Origin of the sequence: Brevibacillus borstelensis, assembly GCF_037834415.1 — a bacterium.
GTDB classification, from domain to species: domain Bacteria; phylum Bacillota; class Bacilli; order Brevibacillales; family Brevibacillaceae; genus Brevibacillus; species Brevibacillus borstelensis_A.
Map to the genome: position 1 here is coordinate 25,159 of NZ_JAUMSJ010000013.1, position 20,845 is coordinate 46,003.

The 20,845-nt window shown below is 52.2% G+C and carries 24 protein-coding genes and 1 other annotated feature; of the genes, 22 read left to right on the forward strand and 2 right to left on the reverse strand.

The features are described 5' to 3' along the window. Positions 1-80: 80 nt before the first annotated feature. The 7 genes from Q3F21_RS12685 (at position 81) to rsmI (ending at position 4,775) form a co-directional block, all read left to right on the forward strand. A complete protein-coding gene (locus Q3F21_RS12685) occupies positions 81-527 on the forward strand; it encodes a YaaR family protein (protein WP_340253052.1) in 447 nt (148 codons plus the stop codon). 9 nt (positions 528-536) lie between these two features. Next, on the forward strand, positions 537-1,517 hold the full coding sequence (holB, locus tag Q3F21_RS12690) for a DNA polymerase III subunit delta' (protein ID WP_340253054.1): 981 nt from the start codon (positions 537-539) through the stop codon (positions 1,515-1,517). 2 nt (positions 1,518-1,519) lie between these two features. Next, positions 1,520-2,335, forward strand: coding sequence for a regulatory iron-sulfur-containing complex subunit RicT (locus Q3F21_RS12695; RefSeq protein ID WP_340253056.1), 816 nt, complete (start codon positions 1,520-1,522; stop codon positions 2,333-2,335). Positions 2,336-2,375: 40 nt separating this feature from the next. Beyond that, positions 2,376-2,744 (forward strand): DNA replication initiation control protein YabA, encoded by a 369-nt coding sequence (yabA, locus tag Q3F21_RS12700; protein WP_340253058.1) that lies wholly within the window; start codon positions 2,376-2,378, stop codon positions 2,742-2,744. 123 nt (positions 2,745-2,867) lie between these two features. Beyond that, complete coding sequence (locus Q3F21_RS12705; protein WP_340253060.1) at positions 2,868-3,635, forward strand: tRNA1(Val) (adenine(37)-N6)-methyltransferase; 768 nt, start codon at positions 2,868-2,870, stop codon at positions 3,633-3,635. Further along, on the forward strand, positions 3,610-3,894 hold the full coding sequence (locus Q3F21_RS12710) for a GIY-YIG nuclease family protein (RefSeq protein WP_340253062.1): 285 nt from the start codon (positions 3,610-3,612) through the stop codon (positions 3,892-3,894). The genes Q3F21_RS12705 and Q3F21_RS12710 overlap by 26 nt, the downstream gene beginning before the upstream one ends. After that, positions 3,891-4,775, forward strand: coding sequence for a 16S rRNA (cytidine(1402)-2'-O)-methyltransferase (rsmI, locus tag Q3F21_RS12715; protein ID WP_340253064.1), 885 nt, complete (start codon positions 3,891-3,893; stop codon positions 4,773-4,775). Before Q3F21_RS12710 ends, rsmI begins: the two co-directional genes overlap by 4 nt. Positions 4,776-4,866: 91 nt before the next feature. On the opposite strand, the gene Q3F21_RS12720 is transcribed toward rsmI, so the two are convergent. Beyond that, the gene (locus Q3F21_RS12720; RefSeq protein ID WP_003390211.1) at positions 4,867-5,118 is read right to left on the reverse strand and encodes an AbrB/MazE/SpoVT family DNA-binding domain-containing protein; all 252 of its coding nucleotides are present in this window, start codon (positions 5,116-5,118) and stop codon (positions 4,867-4,869) included. A gap of 436 nt (positions 5,119-5,554) precedes the next feature. Next, positions 5,555-5,804, forward strand: a binding site (T-box leader). Between the two features lie 43 nt (positions 5,805-5,847). Here Q3F21_RS12720 and metG point away from each other — a divergent pair. The 11 genes from metG (at position 5,848) to spoVG (ending at position 15,488) form a co-directional block, all read left to right on the forward strand. Next, on the forward strand, positions 5,848-7,875 hold the full coding sequence (gene metG / locus Q3F21_RS12725; protein ID WP_340253066.1) for a methionine--tRNA ligase: 2,028 nt from the start codon (positions 5,848-5,850) through the stop codon (positions 7,873-7,875). A 19-nt stretch (positions 7,876-7,894) separates the two neighbouring features. Next, positions 7,895-8,662, forward strand: coding sequence for a TatD family hydrolase (locus Q3F21_RS12730; RefSeq protein WP_340253068.1), 768 nt, complete (start codon positions 7,895-7,897; stop codon positions 8,660-8,662). Between the two features lie 438 nt (positions 8,663-9,100). Next, complete coding sequence (locus tag Q3F21_RS12735) at positions 9,101-10,192, forward strand: ubiquitin-like domain-containing protein (RefSeq protein ID WP_340253070.1); 1,092 nt, start codon at positions 9,101-9,103, stop codon at positions 10,190-10,192. A gap of 265 nt (positions 10,193-10,457) precedes the next feature. Continuing rightward, the gene (rnmV, locus tag Q3F21_RS12740; RefSeq protein ID WP_340253072.1) at positions 10,458-11,015 is read left to right on the forward strand and encodes a ribonuclease M5; all 558 of its coding nucleotides are present in this window, start codon (positions 10,458-10,460) and stop codon (positions 11,013-11,015) included. Next, on the forward strand, positions 11,012-11,905 hold the full coding sequence (gene rsmA, locus Q3F21_RS12745) for a 16S rRNA (adenine(1518)-N(6)/adenine(1519)-N(6))-dimethyltransferase RsmA (protein WP_340253074.1): 894 nt from the start codon (positions 11,012-11,014) through the stop codon (positions 11,903-11,905). Before rnmV ends, rsmA begins: the two co-directional genes overlap by 4 nt. A 212-nt stretch (positions 11,906-12,117) precedes the next feature. Further along, the gene (gene veg / locus Q3F21_RS12750) at positions 12,118-12,390 is read left to right on the forward strand and encodes a biofilm formation stimulator Veg (protein WP_003390218.1); all 273 of its coding nucleotides are present in this window, start codon (positions 12,118-12,120) and stop codon (positions 12,388-12,390) included. A gap of 77 nt (positions 12,391-12,467) precedes the next feature. Further along, complete coding sequence (locus Q3F21_RS12755; RefSeq protein ID WP_340253076.1) at positions 12,468-12,659, forward strand: small, acid-soluble spore protein, alpha/beta type; 192 nt, start codon at positions 12,468-12,470, stop codon at positions 12,657-12,659. Between the two features lie 186 nt (positions 12,660-12,845). Continuing rightward, positions 12,846-13,757, forward strand: coding sequence for a 4-(cytidine 5'-diphospho)-2-C-methyl-D-erythritol kinase (ispE, locus tag Q3F21_RS12760; RefSeq protein ID WP_340253078.1), 912 nt, complete (start codon positions 12,846-12,848; stop codon positions 13,755-13,757). A gap of 25 nt (positions 13,758-13,782) precedes the next feature. Further along, the gene (purR, locus tag Q3F21_RS12765) at positions 13,783-14,604 is read left to right on the forward strand and encodes a pur operon repressor (RefSeq protein ID WP_340253080.1); all 822 of its coding nucleotides are present in this window, start codon (positions 13,783-13,785) and stop codon (positions 14,602-14,604) included. 16 nt (positions 14,605-14,620) lie between these two features. Further along, positions 14,621-15,004, forward strand: coding sequence for a Rid family detoxifying hydrolase (locus Q3F21_RS12770; RefSeq protein ID WP_340253082.1), 384 nt, complete (start codon positions 14,621-14,623; stop codon positions 15,002-15,004). Positions 15,005-15,200: 196 nt separating this feature from the next. After that, entirely contained in the window at positions 15,201-15,488 is a 288-nt protein-coding gene (spoVG, locus tag Q3F21_RS12775; RefSeq protein ID WP_251872986.1) for a septation regulator SpoVG, read from the forward strand. Positions 15,489-15,532: 44 nt separating this feature from the next. Here spoVG and Q3F21_RS12780 read toward each other — a convergent pair whose 3' ends face one another. Next, on the reverse strand, positions 15,533-16,555 hold the full coding sequence (locus tag Q3F21_RS12780; RefSeq protein WP_340253088.1) for a CobW family GTP-binding protein: 1,023 nt from the start codon (positions 16,553-16,555) through the stop codon (positions 15,533-15,535). Positions 16,556-16,748: 193 nt separating this feature from the next. Here Q3F21_RS12780 and glmU point away from each other — a divergent pair, with 193 nt between their 5' ends. The 4 genes from glmU (at position 16,749) to pth (ending at position 20,790) form a co-directional block, all read left to right on the forward strand. Beyond that, positions 16,749-18,131, forward strand: coding sequence for a bifunctional UDP-N-acetylglucosamine diphosphorylase/glucosamine-1-phosphate N-acetyltransferase GlmU (gene glmU, locus Q3F21_RS12785; protein WP_340253090.1), 1,383 nt, complete (start codon positions 16,749-16,751; stop codon positions 18,129-18,131). 21 nt (positions 18,132-18,152) lie between these two features. Then, positions 18,153-19,103, forward strand: a complete 951-nt coding sequence (locus Q3F21_RS12790) for a ribose-phosphate diphosphokinase (protein WP_340253092.1) — start codon at positions 18,153-18,155, stop codon at positions 19,101-19,103. A 109-nt stretch (positions 19,104-19,212) separates the two neighbouring features. Beyond that, positions 19,213-19,839: a 50S ribosomal protein L25 gene (locus tag Q3F21_RS12795; protein WP_340253094.1), complete on the forward strand. Its 627-nt coding sequence runs from the start codon at positions 19,213-19,215 to the stop codon at positions 19,837-19,839. A gap of 375 nt (positions 19,840-20,214) precedes the next feature. After that, positions 20,215-20,790 carry an aminoacyl-tRNA hydrolase gene (gene pth, locus Q3F21_RS12800; protein WP_340253095.1) on the forward strand — a complete coding sequence of 192 codons (576 nt, stop codon included), beginning with the start codon at positions 20,215-20,217 and terminating at the stop codon, positions 20,788-20,790. Positions 20,791-20,845 lie beyond the last annotated feature (55 nt).

The window sequence follows — 20,845 nt, forward strand, 5'->3', positions numbered from 1 at the left end:
CGAAAGAGGCATCTCCTTTTTGCGGCTGCTTTGTATATACTTAAAGGAAGGCGGCAAAGGAGTGTTGTCGGAGGTGCCGGATGAAAATCGGCGAAGGATTCAGACCAATCGTGGATTTGGGCAAGGCTTCAGACATGCGGAAGACTCCACAAACGGGGAAAGCTGCCTTTGCTGAACTGATCAGGGAAGAAGAGCAGCGCATGTCGCGAGACCAGCTGATCAGACTTTTCAACGACATCGACAAGCAAGGCCAAATTCTCGCGCGTTCCCGTTCGATCCGCGATTTTTACCGTTATAAACAGCTGATCAAGGAGTTTATGGAAGAGGCAGTCAAATACGGGATTGCCCTCGATGACAGAAAAGGAACGAACCGACGGGGACAAAGCAAGCTGTACAAAATGATCAAGGAAGTAGATGCACAGCTCCTTCGGCTTGCCGATGAAATCACAGATGTCCATTCGCCCATTATCGATATGCTGGGACGGATCGGGGAGATTCGGGGTATGCTGATCAATCTGTACTTTTAGGTGAAAACCATGACGTGGACAACATTTTCGCAGCAGCCCCGGGCGGCTGAACTGCTCCATCATAGCCTGCGCAATGACCGGCTGGCACACGCCTACCTGTTTACCGGTCCCAAGGGCGCAGGAAAAAAACAGATGGCCCTGCATCTGGCGAAATCCCTCTTTTGTCAAGAGAAAGAGGCGGATGCCTGCGGGGCCTGTCTCTCATGCAGACGCATTGATGCCGGAAATCATCCGGATATTACGGTCATTACGCCGGATGGAGCCTCCATCAAGATCGATCAAATCCGCCATCTGCAAAAGGAAATGGCCATGCGTGCCGTAGAATCCATTCACAAGGTGTACATTCTTGAGCATGTAGACAAAATGACGACGCAGGCAGCCAACAGTCTGCTCAAATTTTTGGAGGAACCCCCTGCCGGTGTGATCGCCATGCTTTTGACAGAGCATAATCACGCCATTTTGCCTACCATCCTGTCACGCTGTCAAATCATTCACTTCTCTCCACTTTCTGCCGAAGCGATCGCCGAAAAACTGGTCTTGGAGGGCGTCTCCGCAGGGATGGCCAGGATTGCGTCCCACATTACGTCAAATTTGGAAGAAGCCCGTGCGCTCAGTCAAGCAGAATGGTTTGCACAGCTAAGAAATGTAATGATACAATTGGTGCAGGAATGCAAACAGCACAACTCCTCAGCACTCTATACCATTCACGATATGTTGCAAAAGAGCGACAAATTAAAGGAGGAACTGCCCCTCTTTTTGGATTTGCTCATCCTTTGGCTGCGCGATATCCTGTATGTGCAAGTAGACAGACATGCCCATCTCATCAACAGCGACCAACAGGATGTGCTGCAAGGACAAGCCTTGATATGGACAAAAGCTGAGCTCTTGCATGGGATCGATCTGGTCATGGAAACGAAAAATCGGATAGAGCGAAACGCCAACGCACAGTTGGCCCTTGAGCGGTTGGTTCTTCAAATCCAGGAGGGATAACCTTGTACGAGGTTGTAGGTGTCCGCTTTAAAAAAGCGGGCAAAATATATTACTTTGACCCTGACCAGCTGCCGATCGAGCGGGATTCTTCCGTGATCGTCGAGACGGCGAGAGGGGTGGAATACGGCAAGGTTGTGATCGGCCGCAAGCAAGTGGCTGACTCGGACGTGGTTCTGCCGTTGAAAAAAGTCATCCGGATGGCAGATGACCGGGATGCGAAGCAGGTCGAAGAAAACAAGCAGGCCGCCAAAAACGCGTTTTCCGTCTGCCAGACGAAAATCAAGGAACACAAGCTGGAGATGAAGCTGGTCGACGTGGAGTACACCTTTGACCGCAACAAAATCATCTTTTATTTCACAGCGGATGGCCGAGTCGATTTCCGCGAGCTGGTCAAGGATTTGGCTTCCGTCTTTCGTACGCGCATCGAGCTTCGCCAGATCGGCGTTCGTGACGAAGCCAAGATGCTCGGCGGGATTGGACCTTGTGGACGGCTTCTCTGCTGCTCCACCTTTTTGGGCGACTTCGAGCCCGTTTCGATCAAGATGGCCAAGGATCAGAACCTTTCTTTGAATCCGGCGAAGATCTCCGGGCTGTGCGGACGGCTGATGTGCTGTCTGAAATATGAAAATGATAATTATGAAAGCACGCGCGACGAGATGCCTGATATCGGAGCCTCGGTCACGACGCCGATGGGCGCAGGACGGGTGGTGTCCTTGAACATCCTGGACCATTCGATGCAAGTGGAGCTTTCGGAAAACAAACGGATCATGGAATTTGCGTTGGATGAGATCGTCGTGGGGCAGCCCACGTTTGAGTAGTCGATAGAAAAAGAACAGGTAGCGGGGATGAGGTGAGCAAGTGGACAAACGGGAAATCTTCGTCAAGATGGCCAGTATCGAGGAACGTATCGGCGATCTGTATCAAGAAATCGGCGAATTAAAGGACGTCATCGTCGTCTTGATGGAGGAGAACGCCCAATTACTCGTTGAAAACCAGCACCTTCGCAACCGACTGGACAAAAAGACGACCACACCCGCACCGAAGCAAAAACGGTCCGAGCAGGTCAAAACCGAAGAGGCCAAGAAGAAAGTAGTCGGAGAAGGATACGATAATCTAGCGCGTTTGTATGCGGAAGGGTTTCATATCTGCAATGTGCATTTCGGCAGCTTGCGCAAGGAAGGGGACTGCTTGTTCTGCCTCTCTTTCCTCAGCGGCGTACAGAAATAAGGAAGCAATACGATCGAACTGAACAAGGAAGGAAAGCGACCTGGGCCCAAATGGCAGGTCGCTTTTTCAGACCTGTATGCGCAAAAGACGTGGTTTGCAAAGCAAAGGAGTAGAAAGCGACGAATGGATTCGGGGAAAAATGTGCCGCTTTACGAGTCGGAGCGGATCGATGACCTGCTGACTCACGAAATGAAAATCATTCAAAGCTATGAGGTGTTTTGTTTCTCGATGGATGCTGTGCTGCTCGCACGATTTGCTTCCGTGCCCAAGCGCGGCAGAGTGCTGGACCTTTGTACCGGCAACGGCGCGATTCCGTTGATCATGACGACTCGCTCCCCCGAGGCAGTATTTGAGGGAATCGAGCTTCAGCCTCGCCTGTACGACATGGCCAGCCGCAACGTCCGATTAAACAGCCTGGACGATCGGCTGACCATGCATCACGGCGACGTCAAAGAAGCGGTCCAGTTGTTCGGCTACGGAAAATTTGACTTGATCACGTGCAATCCGCCGTACATGCCGGCGGGAAGCGGAGAGCACAACCTGAGCGAGCATTTTGCGATTGCCCGCCATGAGATCCGGTTATCCCTGGAGGATGTGATCCGGGTGGGAAGCCAGCTGCTGAAAAATGGCGGAAAATTGGCGTTGGTTCATCGGTCTACCCGTCTGATCGACATCGTCACCTTGATGCGCCAGTACGGAATCGAGCCGAAACGGATGCGTCTCGTATATCCGAGACGAGATGCCGAGCCCAATATGGTGTTGATCGAGGGAATCAGAAACGGCAAACCGGAGCTTCGCATCCAGCCCCCGCTGATTGTTTACGAGAACGGGGAGGAATACTGTGAAGAACTTCAGGAGATCTACTTTGGAAAACGCGATTCCCTCTCATAAAAGCCACTTCGTCTATATCCTGCGCTGTGCGGACGGCTCGTACTACACCGGTTATACAACCGAGCTCGAAAGGAGAATCCGCGAGCACAACGAGGGAAAAGGAGCGAAATATACGCGAGGAAGGGGCCCTGTCGAGCTGATGTATATGGAAGAAGGAGCGGATCGTTCGTGGGGGCTGAAACGGGAGGAAGCGATCAAGCGGCTTTCCCGCCTCCAGAAAGAAGCGCTTATTAGTCAAGCGAAGGGAGGATGTGAATGAACATCCAGCGAAGCTTTGCAGATGAAAAGACGGGCGTGCTGTACCTGGTAGCGACACCGATTGGCAATCTCGACGACATCTCCGTCCGCTGCCTGGAAACACTCCGCGCCGTGGATGTGATTGCCTGCGAGGATACCCGCCAGACCAGAAAGCTGCTCACTCACTTTCAGATCGAGAAGCGAACAGTGAGCTACCACGAACACAACAAAGAAGCGAGCGGGAGCGGGCTGCTGCAGTGGCTGGCTGAGGGCAAGCGAATCGCCTTGGTCAGCGACGCCGGGCTGCCTGCCATTTCCGACCCGGGGGCTGATCTGGTCAGGGATGCCGTAGAGGCAGGATATCCGGTCGTGCCAGTGCCCGGGGCGAATGCGGCGTTGACAGCGCTGATCGCGTCCGGTCTGCCTACGGACCGGTTTGTGTTTTGCGGATTTTTGCCGCGGGAAAACAAGGATCGTCGAAAAGAACTGGCGCGGCTCAAATTTTATCCGGAAACGCTGCTGTTTTACGAAGCGCCGCATCGGATCGCAAGGACATTGGAAGCGATCCGGGAAGAGTGGGGAGACAGGCGTGCGGTTCTGGCCAGAGAGCTGACCAAGCGCTACGAGGAGTTTGCCCGCGGAACGCTGGATGAGCTGATCCGGCATGTTCGAGACGGTGAAGCGCGCGGAGAATACTGTCTGGTCGTTGAGGGATTCACCGGGCAGGTCGAAAAAAATCCCGATGAAGAGCTTTGGTGGATGCAGGTTAGTGTGGTTGAGCACGTGGACCGATATTGTGAGCAGGGCTTTAGCAAGAAGGAAGCGATCAAGCAAGCGGCAGATGACAGGGGAGTGTCAAAGAGGGACGTATACAACGAGTATCACCGGGAAATGCCGCTCTAGCCGTCAGGCAAGCAAAAAGAGACTGGTCCAGAAGGCCAGCCTCTTTTTTATGAAGGAATCAAAATAGATGCTTGTTTTCCAAAAGGAGGGCCTAGCGTTTAACGGCAGGCATCTCAGACAGACAATCCTGGCAAACGATTTTGCCTTTGAAGTGGGATACACGATCAGCGTTGCCGCAGAAGATACAGGCAGGCTCGTACTTCTTCAAAATAATGCGCTCGCCGTCCACGTAAATTTCCAGCGCATCCTTTTCAGCAATCCCCAAAGTGCGGCGCAATTCAATTGGAATCACGACGCGACCCAGCTCGTCCACTTTTCTAACAATACCTGTAGATTTCATCATGTCTAGACTCTCCTCTCAAGATGTTTCAAAATGTCGTTTATTGTTTGAAACGGATTTATAGTCGTCAATATTCGACAATTTCCGGTGTTTTCATCATACCAGCGATTCCCAAAGGTGTCAACATTCATTTTACATTTAATTGAAGACAAATGTGTTTTTGGCATTGAAAATCCATACAGTAGCATCAATTACATGTGTTTGTTATATATATGCCTTGCTTCATGGAAAAAACTAACTGGGATTTTTGGGAGGGAAAAGAGTCAGTTAATGTCGAATGCTCGTGATATTATTCGACAAAATGTGAGGTAATCCATTTGTTGTTCGACAAGCTGTTGCAACTTGTCGAGAGAACCGCATGGGCGATTATTGCCAGGCGATGGTTTACAAACAAAACCCAATGTGTACAATAGAATAGTATAGAAGCATGCTGAATAAATGATCGACCATGACGGGAAGAGTAGGCTTGCAAACTTATGGCAGAGAGCCGGGGGAGCTGCGAACCGGTATAAGCGACCAAGCCGAACATGGACCCTGAGTTTCACGGATGAACAGCCCCCAAGGCATCAAGTAGTTCGTGACGCAAGCCTGCGTTACAGGTGAAGTCAATAATTTGACTTGCCAAGTCCGCCATTCGCGAGAAGGCGGAGCATTTGGGTGGTACCACGAGAGCAAAGCTCGTCCCAATCCGGGGCGGGCTTTTACTATTTTATCAAGGAGGGTACTTGTCTCATGAAACCGACGTATTACATTACGACGCCGATCTATTACCCTAGCAACAAGCTGCACATCGGAAACGCCTATACGACGATCGCGGCGGATGCCATGGCCCGCTACAAAAGACTGCGCGGTTATGACGTCTACTACCTGACGGGCACGGACGAGCACGGGCAAAAGCTGCAGGAAAGAGCGGCCCAAGACGGCAAGCAGCCGTTGGAATTCATCGATCCGATCGTCGACTGGATTCGGGACTTATGGGAAAAATTGGATATTTCCTATGACGACTTCATTCGCACCACGCAGCCGCGCCACAAAGACGTGGTCCAGAAGATTTTCCAGCGACTGCTTGACCAGGGGGACATCTACCTGGGAGAGTACGAGGGCTTTTACTGTGTACCGGATGAGGCGTTTTGGACAGAGACACAATGCAAGACAGAGAAAGGATACTTTTGCCCGGACTGTGGACGGGAAGTCAAAAAGGTGAAGGAGCAGAACTACTTCTTCCGCCTGTCCAAGTATCAGGACAGACTGCTGCAGCACATCGAAGCCAACCCTGATTTCATCCAGCCGGAAACGCGCCGCAACGAGATGATCAACAACTTCCTCAAGCCGGGTCTGCAGGATCTGAGTGTCTCCCGCAGCACATTTGACTGGGGGATCAAGGTTCCAAGCGATCCGAAGCACGTCATTTACGTCTGGATTGACGCATTGACCAACTACATTTCCGCGCTCGGCTATCTGTCCGATGACGACAGCAAATACTTGCGCTACTGGCCGGCCGACGTGCATTTGGTTGGAAAAGACATTCTCCGTTTCCACACCATCTATTGGCCGATCCTGCTGATGGCGCTCGACCAGCCGCTGCCGAAAAAAGTGTTCGGCCACGGCTGGCTGCTGATGCCTGATGGCAAAATGTCCAAATCCAAAGGGAATGTAATCGATCCGAAGCTCCTGATCGATCGCTACGGTTCGGACGGCGTTCGCTACTTCCTGCTCCGCGAGATCCAATTTGGACAGGACGGCGTCTTTACACCGGAAAGCTTTGTCCAGCGACTGAACTACGATTTGGCCAATGACATCGGAAATCTGCTCAGCCGCACGGCGACAATGATTGAGAAATACTTCGACGGCGTCGTTCCCGCCCCACAGGACAAGGGAGAGCCCGACGACAGCCTGATCAGCCTCGCGACCAGAACCAAAGCGCTGGTGGAAGAGCATATGGATGAAATGCGCTTCAGCAACGCTCTCGCCCACATCTGGGAATTGGTCGGACGGGCCAACAAATACATTGACGAGACCATGCCGTGGAATCTGGCCAAGTCTGACGAGAGCAAGGGACGACTGGCGACAGTCATGTACAACCTGGTGGAAAGCATCCGGATTTGCTCCATCCTCATCCAGCCGTACATGACCAAGACGCCGGCGAAGATTTGGGACCAACTGGGCATTCTCGACAAACCGGAAGCGTGCAGCTGGGAGTCGGCTGGCGTGTGGGGAGGACTTCCGGCTGGAAGCAAAGTCAGCCGCAAGGAGCTTCTGTTCCCGCGCCTGGATGTACAGGCCGAGCTGGCCTTCATCGATGAGTCGACAGCAGAAGCCCGCCGCCAGGCAGAAGAAAACAAGAAGAAGCAGGACGAATTGAAAGGAGATACAACCGTGAGCGAAGCAACAAACCAAACCGAGGCCCAAGCCGCAGAAAAACCGGCCGACGCAAAAGAAGAGATCGGCATCGATGACTTTGCCAAAGTGGAGCTGCGCGTGGCTCAGGTAATCGAATGCGCAAAGCATCCAAACGCCGACAAGCTACTGGTTCTCCAGTTGGATCTGGGCTACGAAAAACGGCAGGTTGTCTCCGGCATCGCCAAGTACTATACACCGGAAGAAATGGTTGGGAAAAAAGTCATACTCGTGGCCAATCTCAAACCGGTCAAGCTGCGCGGGGAAATGTCCCAGGGCATGATTCTGGCGGCTTCCGTCGGGGATCAGCTGACGCTGGCGACTGTAGACCCGAGCATGCCAAACGGAGCCATCGTGAAATAAGGAAAGGGAGGACGCTCACGTGTTATTTGAAACACACGCGCACCTCAACGCCCCGGAATTCGACGAGGATCGCGAAGAGGTGATCGCACGCGCTCGTGAAAACGGCGTAAGCACCATCGTCAACATCGGATTCAACGCCGAAACGATTCCCACCTGTCTCCAGCTGGCTGAGCAGCACGACTTCATTTATGCGGTCGTGGGCTGGCACCCGCAGGATGCCAAGGACATGACTGACGAACACTTGGAATGGCTGGAGGAGCTGAGCCGCCATCCGAAAGTGCTAGGACTCGGGGAAATGGGGCTGGACTACTATTGGGACACTTCTCCCAAGGACGTTCAGGCGGAGGTGTTCCGCAAGCAAATCCGCTTGGCCCGCAAGGTGAACCTGCCGATCATCATCCACAATCGCGACGCTCACCAGGATGTCATCACGATCCTGAGAGAGGAAAAGGCGGCTGAGGTCGGCGGCATCATGCACTGCTTCTCCGGCAGTTGGGAAACGGCGAAAATGGCGCTTGATATGAACTTCTACATCTCCTTTGGCGGTCCGCTCACGTTTAAAAACGCGAAGCAGCCAAAGGAAGTGGCGGCCAAAGTACCGCTTGACCGCCTGCTGATCGAAACGGATTGCCCGTATCTGACGCCGCATCCGTTCCGCGGAAAGCGGAACGAATCGGGCTATGTCCGCTTTGTCTGCGAAGAGATGGCCAACATCCACGGCGTGACGTACGAAGAGATGGCCAGACAGACTGCCGAGAATGCGCGGAGACTGTTCCGGCTGGATTGAAAAAAACGAGCTTGTCCCTTGGAGTGGGCAAGCTCGTTTTTTTTGGTAGCATGAAAAAGCAGGACGGCAAAAACAAGTGCCCCTGCCAGGGCGGTAGAGGCCGGAGCCGTTTTTCGCTGGACAGGCGCCAAAAAACAGGTTCTTCCAAAGGACATCCTGCATAAGCATAAAAGTAATGTGTCGAACGATTCATTCCGAATCGACATGCACCCTCGACAGAAACCCGCTTCCATTCGCCAAACGGTTAATGCTAGGCTGGTAGCAATCAAATCCTCAGTCCGGCAGGGGGAGTTTGACAAAGAGAAAAAAGTAGAATACAATCAAATCCGACCTTGTTCAGAACTGGCCAATTTCCAAAATATTGGTGCGATTTCATCAACCCTTGCCTGGCTAGACTCGAAAAGCTTTACGCTTTTCAGCAAAAAAGGAGTGTGGGAAATGGAGTTACGCACGGTGTGGGAAAGGCAAAAGAACCGGGCGATTGTCGTTCTCGGCAGCCTGGCTCTGGTGCTCGTTCCCATGATTGGCTATTTCTCTGCCCAAGCAACCCAGCCAAAACAGGTTACGTTTTCGATGGATGGAAAGACCCGTCAAGTGGGGACGAAAGCCTCGACCGTCGAACAGTTTTTGGCAGAACGAAACATCACGGTAACGGAAGATGATCTACTACAACCAGACATTCACACCAAAATAAAAAACGGAACAACCATTACCTTACATACACGCTGGACGATTCCGGTCCAGGTGGACGGGCAGACAAAAGTAGTAAAAACGCTGAAGCGCGATGTAGCCGGCGCTCTGCAGGAGGCGGGCATCGCGTTAGGCAAGCAGGACCGGGTAAAACCGTCTCTTTCCGAATCGCTTTCGAAGGAGACGACCATCGTCATTACTCGCGTGGAAGAGAAAGTCATGCAGCAAGAAGAGCGCTTGGCCTTCCAGGAGCTGCGCAAAAACGATCCCGTATTGGAAAAAGGGACGACGCGCGTCATGCAAGAAGGTCAAGAAGGGAAAGCCATCGGCCATTACAAAGTGATCACGGAGAACGGGAAAGAAGTCTCCCGTAAGCTGATCAAGCGAGATGTAATCACACCAAAGAAAGATCGAATTGTAGCGGTAGGAACAGCCGTTGCTGTTCAAATTGACGACAAATCAAATCGAGTCGTAGCGTCCGCAGCGGGGATGGTCTCCCGGGGCGGAAAAGTGTTCCGGCCAAAACAGGTCCTGAACGGGGTTACTTTGACCGCCTATTCACCGGCAGGTGGAGGCAAACATCCAAGCTCGCCAGGCTACGGGCGTACAGCTACGGGCGTGAAGGCAAAAGCAGGGCACACGATCGCGGTTGACCCAAAAGTCGTTCCGCTCGGGTGGTGGGTGTTTATTGACGGCATCGGATACCGTCGTGCAGAAGACGTCGGTGGAGCGATCAAAGGCGCGAAGATCGACGTTTTCGTCGGGACCGAGGCGGACGCGGTTCAGTTTGGACGCAAGCGAAACCGAACTGTCTATATTATCGGGCCGCACAAGCCATAGGACAGGAGCCATGCTCCTGTCTTCTTTATTTTCGTCGAGCCGGTCGCTTCTATTCAAGCAGAGATTCGGTTGCAAGCCAGCGCAGCCGAGTTTTCCAATCCGGTGAGGTTGTGTTAAGCTGTGTTATTAAGTAAGACGGAAGCGAGCCGTAAATGTTTCACCCAAAAATGCAAGGAATTACTGATTTTTTGGCGCAAACTATAACTGTTTTGAGCATCCTCAAAACTGTCGTTTCCGACACTTTTATGAAAGCGGGAGCATCGACATGAAGATCAAGGAAGTCATTGTCGTGGAAGGACGAGACGACACGGCTGCCATCAAGCGGGCAGTCAACGCAGATACGATTGAAACAGGCGGGTCTGCCATCAATCAAAAAACGATTGAAAAAATCCGCCTGGCTCAAACCAAGCGCGGCGTCATTATCTTTACAGACCCCGACTACCAGGGCGAGCGGATTCGCAAAATCATCAGCAAGGCGGTACCTGGCTGCAAGCATGCCTTTATCACGCAAGCGGACGGAACAAAGAAAGACGATATCGGCGTGGAAAACGCGTCCGTAGAGACGATTATCCGCGCGCTGCAAGACGTCAGGACCGAGATGGCGGAAAGTGCGGGAGAGATCACGGCGGACGACATGCTGGCCTACAGACTCACCTCAGGGGCAGATTCCAAAGAGCGGCGCATCAAGCTGGGAGAGAGTCTCGGTATCGGCTACGCCAATGCCAAGCAGATGCTCTCCCGTCTCAACGCGTTTCAGATAAGCCGCGAGGAATTTCTCAAGGCGATGGAAGCAATAGAACGAGAGGAGGAGAAGTCGCGATGAACGTCTCGGGGAAGGATATTGCAACACCGACCAGAACGAAAGAGGTCCTGGAGAAATACGGCTTCTCTTTTAAAAAGAGTCTGGGCCAAAACTTTCTGATCGACACGAATATCCTCCACAACATCGTGGACGCAGCGGAGCTGGACAGGTCCAAGGCTGCCATCGAGATCGGCCCGGGAATCGGCGCGCTGACGGAGCAGCTGGGGAGAGCGGCGGGACGGGTCGTCGCCATCGAGATCGACCAGCGGCTGCTGCCGATTCTTGAAGACACGCTGGCTCCCTATGACAACGTGGAGGTCGTGCACGGAGATGTGCTGGAGCTGGATCTCGCCGCTCTGGTTCGGGACAAGCTGGCTGGATATGAAAAGGTGAGCGTAGTCGCCAACCTTCCCTACTACGTGACCACGGCGATACTGATGAAGCTCTTGGAGAGCAGACTGCCGCTGGAGAACATCGTGGTCATGATTCAAAAGGAAGTGGCTGAGCGAATTGCGGCGAAGCCGGGAAGCAAGGATTACGGCTCGCTGAGCGTGGCCGCCCAATTCTACGCGGAGACGGAAGTGGCGATGATTGTGCCGGCCACAGTCTTTATTCCGCGTCCGAATGTAGACTCCGCTGTGATCAAATTGAAAATTCGGGACCGTCCTCCGGTAAAGGTCGAGGATGAGGCTCTCTTCTTTCGTCTCGTTCGGGCAAGCTTTGCCCAGCGCCGCAAAACGCTGCTGAACAATTTGATGAGCGGGCTGTTTGATAAACAGCGAAAAGACGAAGTAATACAGATGCTAAGCGACCTGGCGATCGACCCCGGCCGGCGAGGCGAAACATTGTCGATTGGTGAATACGCCAGCCTCGCAAACGAGGTGATTCGACGCCAATTTCTGGGAAAATAACCGTTCAAAATCCCCTGCTCCTTGCGAGAAATTAGCAAAAGCAGGGGATTTTTGCGGCTATATTGGGAATGTAAATAAAATCGACAAATATCAACGTATTTATCGAAAAAAAGGCCGTTGACAAAAACTCGGCCTGATTGCTATAATTTTTTATTTCTTTGACAAAATAAGCGTATGCTGTTATAATGGGATCAAGCGAGGTGGATGGAACAATGGCAAGAAACGCGTTACTTGACATTAAGCGCAGTTTAGACGGGCACATTGGCGAACGCATCCTACTAAAGGCCAATGGCGGTCGACGCAAGACCGTCGAGCGGACGGGCATCCTCGAAGAAACGTACCCATCAGTATTCGTAGTAAAGCTTGATGACGATCAATTGTTCGAACGAGTTTCATACAGCTATGCCGACATCTTGACGGAAACCGTTGAGTTGACTGTCTGCAGAGAGAATGAGCACATTCGCATTACATTTGTTCAACAATAGAGCCTGCTTTCGGCTCTATTGTTTTTTTTGTTCTCCGCCGTGCATACTAAGTCTGTCAACGAGAAAGGGAGGGTGTTATGGGACGCAGACGAGGCATTATGTCTGATGAGTTCAAGCTGGAGCTGGCCAAGGAACTGGGGTTTTACGATACAGTGAAAACCGAGGGCTGGGGCGGCATCACGACGCGTGACGCCGGAAATTTGGTGAAACGCGCCATTCAGATTGCCGAAGAAGCGCTGGCGAAGCAAAATACCACAAACACTCGTTGACTGGGAAGGCCGGGGATCTCCCCGGCTTTTCTCATGCCGCATTTTATCGGCGCAATCGAGACCGTTTTTTGCCTCGCTATGTTTGGTGCGAATAGTTTGGTTATTTTCGCCTCTACTGGCAAGGCTGAATCCCCCTGTGCTACAATAAGAGACTAGGAAAACAGATCGTAGGCAGAGGTGAACAACGTGCGTATCTCGGTCAAAGCGCCCGCCAAAATTAATCTTACTCTTGATGTATTGGCCAAACGCCCTGACGGCTATCACGAAGTGGAAATGGTGATGACGACAGTAGACTTGGCGGACCGGGTTGATCTGACCTTGCGCGATGACGGCCGTATTTCGCTGGATTGTTCGGCCAGCTTTGTACCGGATGACATTCGCAATCACGCTTACAAGGCAGCGGTATTGCTGCAGGAACGCTATCAGGTGCCCCGCGGGGCGCATTTGTACATAGATAAACACATACCCGTCGCTGCCGGGCTTGCAGGAGGAAGCAGCGATGCCGCGGCAACGCTCAGAGGACTGAACCTGCTCTGGAATTTGGGACTTGGCCTGGACGAGCTGGCTGAGGTGGGAGCGGAGATTGGCTCAGACGTACCGTTTTGCGTGTATGGCGGGACGGCGCTGGCCCGAGGGCGCGGAGAACAGATTACGCATCTGGCGCCGCCACCCCCTTGCTGGGTCATCCTGGCGAAACCGCCCATCGGCGTTTCTACGGCAGATGTGTACGGGAATTTGCGCGTAAACGGGATTGGGTGCCATCCGTCTACGGAAAGCATGCTGCGCGCTATAGAAGAACAGAAATTTTCCTTGATGTGCCGCTCGCTGGGCAATGTGCTGGAAGAAGTGACCTTGAACGTGCACCCGCAGGTACGGCAAATCAAGGATTTGATGGAGGCGTCCGGAGCCGACGGAGTCTTGATGTCAGGCAGCGGCCCTACCGTTTTCGCCCTTGTCCAAAAGGAAGCAAAAGTGCATCGCATTTACAATGCCTTGCGCGGATTTGTAAAAGATGTGTTTGTGGCCCGTATGTTGGGTGTTTCCGAGAGGGGAAATGCTTGCGCAAACACGTATGGAAATGATACATTAGCACCATAATATTCGGTTTTTTGGAGGAAGAAACATGAAGAAATTGCGCAGAAGTGCCCGTCTTGTGGATATGACGCAGCACTTGCTTGCCGAGCCCCACAAGTTGATTCCGCTTACCGTGTTTGCCGAACAGTACGGAGCCGCGAAATCGTCCATCAGTGAGGACCTGTCGATCATTAAAGAAGCGTTTGAGAGCCAGGGTGTGGGCGTATTGACAACAGTGGCGGGTGCGGCTGGCGGAGTAAAGTATATTCCCAAGGTCAAGACGGACGATGCGCTTGCCTTCATGCACAATTTAATCGGCCACTTGGGCAATCCGGAAAGGCTCTTGCCCGGCGGATACTTGTACATGTCAGATATTCTCGGCGATCCCGCGACCATGTCGAAGATCGGCAAGCTGTTTGCTTCCGCTTTCGCGGACAAAAACGTGGAATTGGTCATGACCGTTGAGACGAAGGGGATTCCGCTCGCTTATGCGACGGCAGTCTATTTGAATGTGCCGGTCGTCATCGTCCGAAGAGACAACAAGGTGACAGAGGGTTCGGTTGTGAGCATCAATTATGTATCCGGTTCCAGCAAGCGGATTCAAACGATGTCGCTGGCCCGCCGCGCCTTGCCTGAGCAGTCGCGCGTATTGATCGTGGACGACTTTATGAAGGCGGGAGGAACGGTTCGCGGCATGATCGATCTCCTGCAGGAGTTCCGGGCAACGGTTGTTGGCTGCGGTGTCCTTGTCGAGACAGCGGACGTATCGGAGAGGCTCGTAGATGAGTACGTCTCTCTGGCGAAGCTTCAGGAAGTAGACATCAAAGGCAAGCAGATCGAGCTTGAATTGGGCAGTTATTTTCAAAAATAGAGAGGAGTAGAAGGGCATGGCAATCTCTTTTGTGTCGACAATCCAGGCTCCGGCAGCGATCGGGCCTTACAGTCAAGCGGCAAAGGCAGGAGCTTTCCTGTTTGCCTCCGGTCAGATCCCGCTTCGTCCGGATGGAACCCTGGTGGAAGGCGGCATCGTGGAGCAGGCTCATCAGGTTTTCGCCAACATCAAAGGCGTTTTGGCAGAAGCGGGGCTGACGCTTTCCGACGTAGTCAAGGCAACGGTGTTTATCAAGGATATGAATGAATTCGGACGCCTGAATGAAGTGTACGCCGAATATTTCGGAGACCACAAGCCTGCCCGCTCCACAGTAGAAGTGGCAAGGCTTCCGCGGGATGTGCAGGTGGAGATCGAAGTCGTCGCGTATCTGGGAGAATAACGGACAAAAAAGACGTTTATCAATCAACAACAGCCCGACACAACTCGCGTGTCGGGCTTGTTTTTTGCTAGTAATTGGAGTATGCTGGATAAAATTATAGTTTTTTTTGCAAAATTTCGGTAAACGCAGCAGGAATATTTACCCAGTGCGTGGAAATACTCCTAAACGCTTTTTATAGATAAAGGGAGTGAACTAGATGGAAGTAACAGACGTCAGACTTCGCCGCGTGAATACGGATGGTCGTATGAAAGCCATTGCATCCATTACCATCGACCATGAATTCGTGGTTCATGATATCCGTGTAATTGACGGAAACAATGGCATGTTCGTAGCAATGCCGAGCAAGCGCACCCCTGATGGGGAATTCCGCGACATTGCTCATCCGATTTCCTCGGCGACACGCGAAAAGATCCAAGCAGCAGTACTGAATGAGTACGAGCGTGTAGGTCAGGAAGAAGAGAACACGATCGAAGCAGGCGCGTAAATGCGAAAAAACAGGCACCCCGTCCTATGACAGGGTGCCTTGTTTTATGGATAGCAAGCCTTTAGATCGCGGATGATTTGTTCCTTGTCCAATCCCTCGCCGATGAAGACGGCTACCATTTTCGGTCCATGGTTCGCAAAGGGAAACAAGTGAACCTGGTTGTCTGTATGCTGAAAGGAAATCAGCTCATCCCGCCCTGCAAACAGCACATAGCCTTTTGCGCGGTACACATTTTTCGGCAGGTCCCAAAGGAAATCTTCGAATTTTTCTGCATCTACAGGCCGGGTAAACCGATAGGAAAATGTTTCTATGCTATTGTACAAAGAGGGCTCGGAAGATGTCAGCCCAAGCGACTGCTTGACCCTTTCGAGTGCAGACATTTTTCCTATGCTTTTTTGCAGGACCGGTCCTTTTGTCCGGTCGTCGTCACGTTCGGAAGCGATCTTTTCGGCAATTCTCTTTACCTGCAGCAATTGATTCAGGTCCATATCCCCCTGGATCGTGACGTGAATGGGGGCATGAGGGTTTAGTTCGGCTATCTTTGCCTTTACCTTTTCCAGAGCATCCGGTGCGACCAGGTCGCTTTTATTTAATAGAAGCAAGTCAGCGTATTTCACCTGGTTGCGAATCGTTTTGACGAGAGAGCTCTTTGATTGGAAGCGGGAGTTCAGGTCCCGGAAGCGGGAAGCGTCCACGACACTGACGATGCCTTTGAGCTCCAAATTGTCGTAAAGCTCGGGGTGCGTGAGCGCGTCTACGACGTCTACCGGATCGGCGACCCCGGTTGTTTCGATCAGGATATGGTCAGGGTTGATCGTAGAGAGAATCTCCTGGAGTCCTTCTGTCAGCTCGCCCTGAATGGAGCAGCAGATGCAGCCGTCCAGAAGTTTTTTGACGGGAAATCCATAGCCTTGCAGCTGTTCCCCGTCGATATCGACTTCGCCCATTTCATTCATCAGCACGACGACCTGTCCTCTTCGCTTTCGCAGATAGGCTAGCAGCTTTTGCAGAAGCGTTGTTTTTCCGCTGCCCAGGTAGCCTGTCAAGATGTATACGCCGGCACTCATCGCATCCGTCCTCCTTGCCGATTCATTTGTCAACTTTTCCCTTTCCATCATAAGATAGGTGGAAACAGGCGTCAAACGCGGCGAAAGCAAGTCGTTGATTTGTTACGAAAATAGAATACTGCGCCTATTATCTTGAAATCCTTATATGATTTAAGATATAGTCATTGTGGAACTTCTACGCTGGAGGGTTGACATGTCTAAGATCCATGCCGTGGTACTGGCAGCAGGCCAGGGAACACGGATGAAATCGAAGCTGTACAAGGTTCTGCACCCTGTTTGCGGAAAGCCGATGGTCCAGCACGTAGTGGATACACTGGCTTCCATGCGGGTGGAGGATGTCGTTGTCGTCGTTGGTCACGGTGCCGACACCGTTCAAGCTACTTTGGGCGATCGTGTCGCATACGCATTGCAGAAGGAACAGTTGGGAACGGCGCATGCTGTGCAGCAAGCAGCATCGTTTTTACAGGTAAAAGAAGGAACTACGTTTATTTTGTACGGGGACGTGCCTCTGTTGTCGGAGGAAACGTTGACCGCTCTTTTGCATTTCCATGAAGACCAGAAGGCAGCCGCTACTGTATTGACCGCTGTTCTTCCGGATCCAACCGGTTATGGGCGTATTGTCCGCAACGATTCCGGGGAAGTTATGGAAATCGTCGAACACAAGGATGCGTCGAACGAGGTTCGGGCAATCAAAGAGATTAATACGGGAATATACTGTTTTGACAACCAAAAATTGTGGAACGCGCTGGCGCAAGTGAAAAATGATAACGTGCAAGGAGAATACTATGTGACAGATTGCATTGGTATTCTGCGTGAAGCCGGCGAAAAGGTCGTTGCCTTCGAAGCGGCGGACCCCGATGAAACGATGGGGGTAAACGACCGTGCACAGTTGTCGGAAGCGGAAGCGTACATGCGCAAACGGATCGCCGTTCGCCACATGAAAAATGGCGTTTCTATCATTGATCCTCTGTCTACGTACATTGAGGCGGATGTGACGATCGGGTCCGATACGATTCTCCAGCCCGGTACGTATCTGCGCAGAGGGACAACCATCGGCAGCGACTGCGTCATCGGTCCGCAAGCTGACCTGAGCAATACCACAGTCGCTGACGGCGTCACCATTTCGTACTCCGTTCTGGTGGACGCCCGGGTGGAGGAGCAGTCTACTGTCGGGCCGTTCGCTTATGTACGGCCGGGAACAGAAATTGGCCCTCAGACGAAAATCGGTGATTTTGTCGAATTGAAAAACGCAAAGATCGGTAAAGGGACCAAGATACCTCATCTCAGCTATGTAGGTGACGCGGAAATTGGCGAGGGTGTCAACATTGGCTGCGGGACAATCACGGTAAACTACGACGGCGCTGTCAAACACAAGACCATCGTGCAGGACGGCTCCTTTATCGGATGCAATACCAATCTGGTAGCGCCGGTGACCGTAGGCAAAAACGCATATGTCGCAGCCGGCTCGACGATCAACCAGGATGTGCCGGATGACGCGCTGGCGATCGCCCGCGAGCGTCAGGTAAACAAACCAGGATACGCGAACAAATTGCCGCGAAAAGGCAAAAAGGATTAAACGGGAGGTTCTTGAAAGATAATGGCTAATTACCGCGACCCCAAACTGAAGGTATTTACGTGTAATGCAAATCGAGAGCTGGCCAAGGAGATTGCCGAGCATATCGGCGTTCCTCTGGGCAATGCGGAAGCGATTCGCTTCAGTGACGGCGAGTGTCAAATCAAATTGAACGAAAGTGTTCGGGGTTGTGATGTATTCGTCATTCAGCCGACATCTGCTCCCGTAAACGAACATTTGATGGAGCTTTTGGTCATGGTGGATGCTCTGAAGCGCGCTTCGGCGAAGAGCATCAACGTGGTCATTCCGTACTACGGCTACGCTCGCCAAGATCGCAAAGCGCGTGCCCGCGATCCGATTACAGCCAAGCTGGTTGCGAATCTGATCGAAACCGCTGGCGCTCATCGCGTCATCACAATGGATTTGCATGCGACCCAGATCCAGGGATTTTTTGATATTCCGGTTGATCATTTGCTGGGTGTACCTATTTTGGGCAAGTATTTCTCCGAGAAGGGGCTGAAGGACATTGTCGTCGTCTCCCCTGACCATGGCGGCGTAACGCGTGCCCGCAGACTGGCAGAGCGTCTGGAGGCGCCGATCGCGATTATTGACAAACGCCGCCCGGAACCAAACGTCGCGGAAGTTATGAACATTGTCGGCAACATCGAAGGCAGAACGGCGATCATCATCGATGACATCATCGACACGGCCGGTACGATTACGCTGGCGGCCAATGCCTTGATCGAGGCCGGGGCCAAGGACGTTTACGCGTGCTGCACGCATCCGGTCCTGTCCGGCCCGGCTATCGACCGCATTGCCAACTCCAAGATCAGCGAGCTGGTCGTCACCAATTCGATTCCGTTGACCCAGGATCAGCTGATTGACAAAATCAAGGTCCTGTCGGTCGCGCCTATCATCGGGGAAGCGATTATCCGCGTTCACGAAGAACTTTCCGTAAGCAAGCTATTTGACTAGGAAAGCCGCGAGACGCAGGCTTTGAATTCCAATAGGGGATGGAAAAGACCTCCACTGGACAAGCTAGAAGGAAGAAACTTCTAAACTAGCTGCCAGAGGAGGTTTTTTTGTGGAAGCCATTCAGGCGATGATCCGTCGCAAGGGAGAGACCGCGAAGACGAACAATGAACTGCGGCGGAAAGGATGGGTACCTGCAGTCATGTACGGTTCGAATACCCCCAACCTGTCGATACAGGTAGAAGGACGTGTCCTGGACCAAGCCCTTCGCCAGCAGACGACAAACAAACCGTTTCAACTGGTGATCAATGGAAATCAGCATACAGTCATGGTTTACGAGCTTCAGCGCCATCCGGTAATGGGCAACATTTTGCACGCCGACTTCAAGCAAATCAACATGAATGAAAAGGTCCATACAAGCGTACCGATTCTGATGACGGGAGATCCCGAGCTGGGCGTCGCTACCCTGGTGCGCCACAGCGTAGAAGTATCCTGCCTCCCCGGCGACATCCCCGAGTCGTTCACAGTCAATGTCGACGGCCTGCAGATCGGGGACGTCATCCTTGCAAAAGACATCGATATTCCCCCGACAATCGACCTGGGATTGGACGAGATGGAAGTCGTCATCAGCGTCCTCCCGGTGAAAGCCAAATCAGACGAATCGATCGAAGCCGAGCAGGCCGCCGAAGCAGTCTCGGAGGATGCCAAGGCCCAGACGGAGGAAGCGAAGAAAGTATAGAACAAAACAATTAACAATGATAAATGAACGGTGAACAATGAACAAAGAAAACAAGCCTTCGACCCGCTTCCGCAGCGGGATTGAAGGTTTGTTTTCTTTTTCCTATCCTTTTATTTCTCCTTTGAATTTGCTAAAAAGTCCCGGTAAACGGAACAGCCGTAGAGATGAAAAAGGGAGAAAAAAAACGAGGGTCTTTGGAAATAAAGCCGGACAGGCCGACCCCATGCAAGTGTCCCACCGAACCCGAGCATTTTTCTCCCTTTTTCATCTCCTCCCCCAAAGCCCGAACTACGTGCAAATGAAAAGGCTCATCCGTTTCTTTTGTTCTAGCTTATGTTTTAGTACAATGAAATGAAGAACGAGGAGGGAACAAGCGTGAAAGTGATCGTCGGACTGGGCAACCCCGGCAAAAAATATGAAGATACAAGACATAATGCCGGGTTTATCGCCATAGATAAGATTAATGACAAGTGGGGCATTCCCGTTGTGCAAAACAAGTTCCGCGCACTCGTCGGCGAGGGACGGATCGAAGGGGAAAAGGTGCTCCTGGTAAAGCCGCAGACGTACATGAACCTCTCCGGTGAATCGATCGCCGAAATTCTGAAATTTTACAAGCTGACTCCCGACGATGTCGTGGTCATTTACGATGATTTGGACCTTCCGCCCGGACAGCTCCGCTTGCGCGAAAAAGGCAGTGCCGGCGGCCACAACGGGATCAAATCGTTGATTTTGCATATGGGCACACAAGAGTTTAAGCGCATCAAAATCGGCATCGGACGTCCACAGCCGGGAGGGAGCGTCAGCGATTACGTTCTCCATCCGTTTTCCGCGGCAGAGCGCCCTTTGATCGATGAAGCCGCAGAGCTGGCTGCTGCCGCAGCGGCGATGTGGACAAGGGAACCGTTTGTGAAAGTGATGAACCAGTACAACGTCTCCAAAAAACAAGAGTAGGAAAAGCTTTTTTGCCTGTTCCCCAGGAGTCGACACGTTAGTATGTTTTTCCACT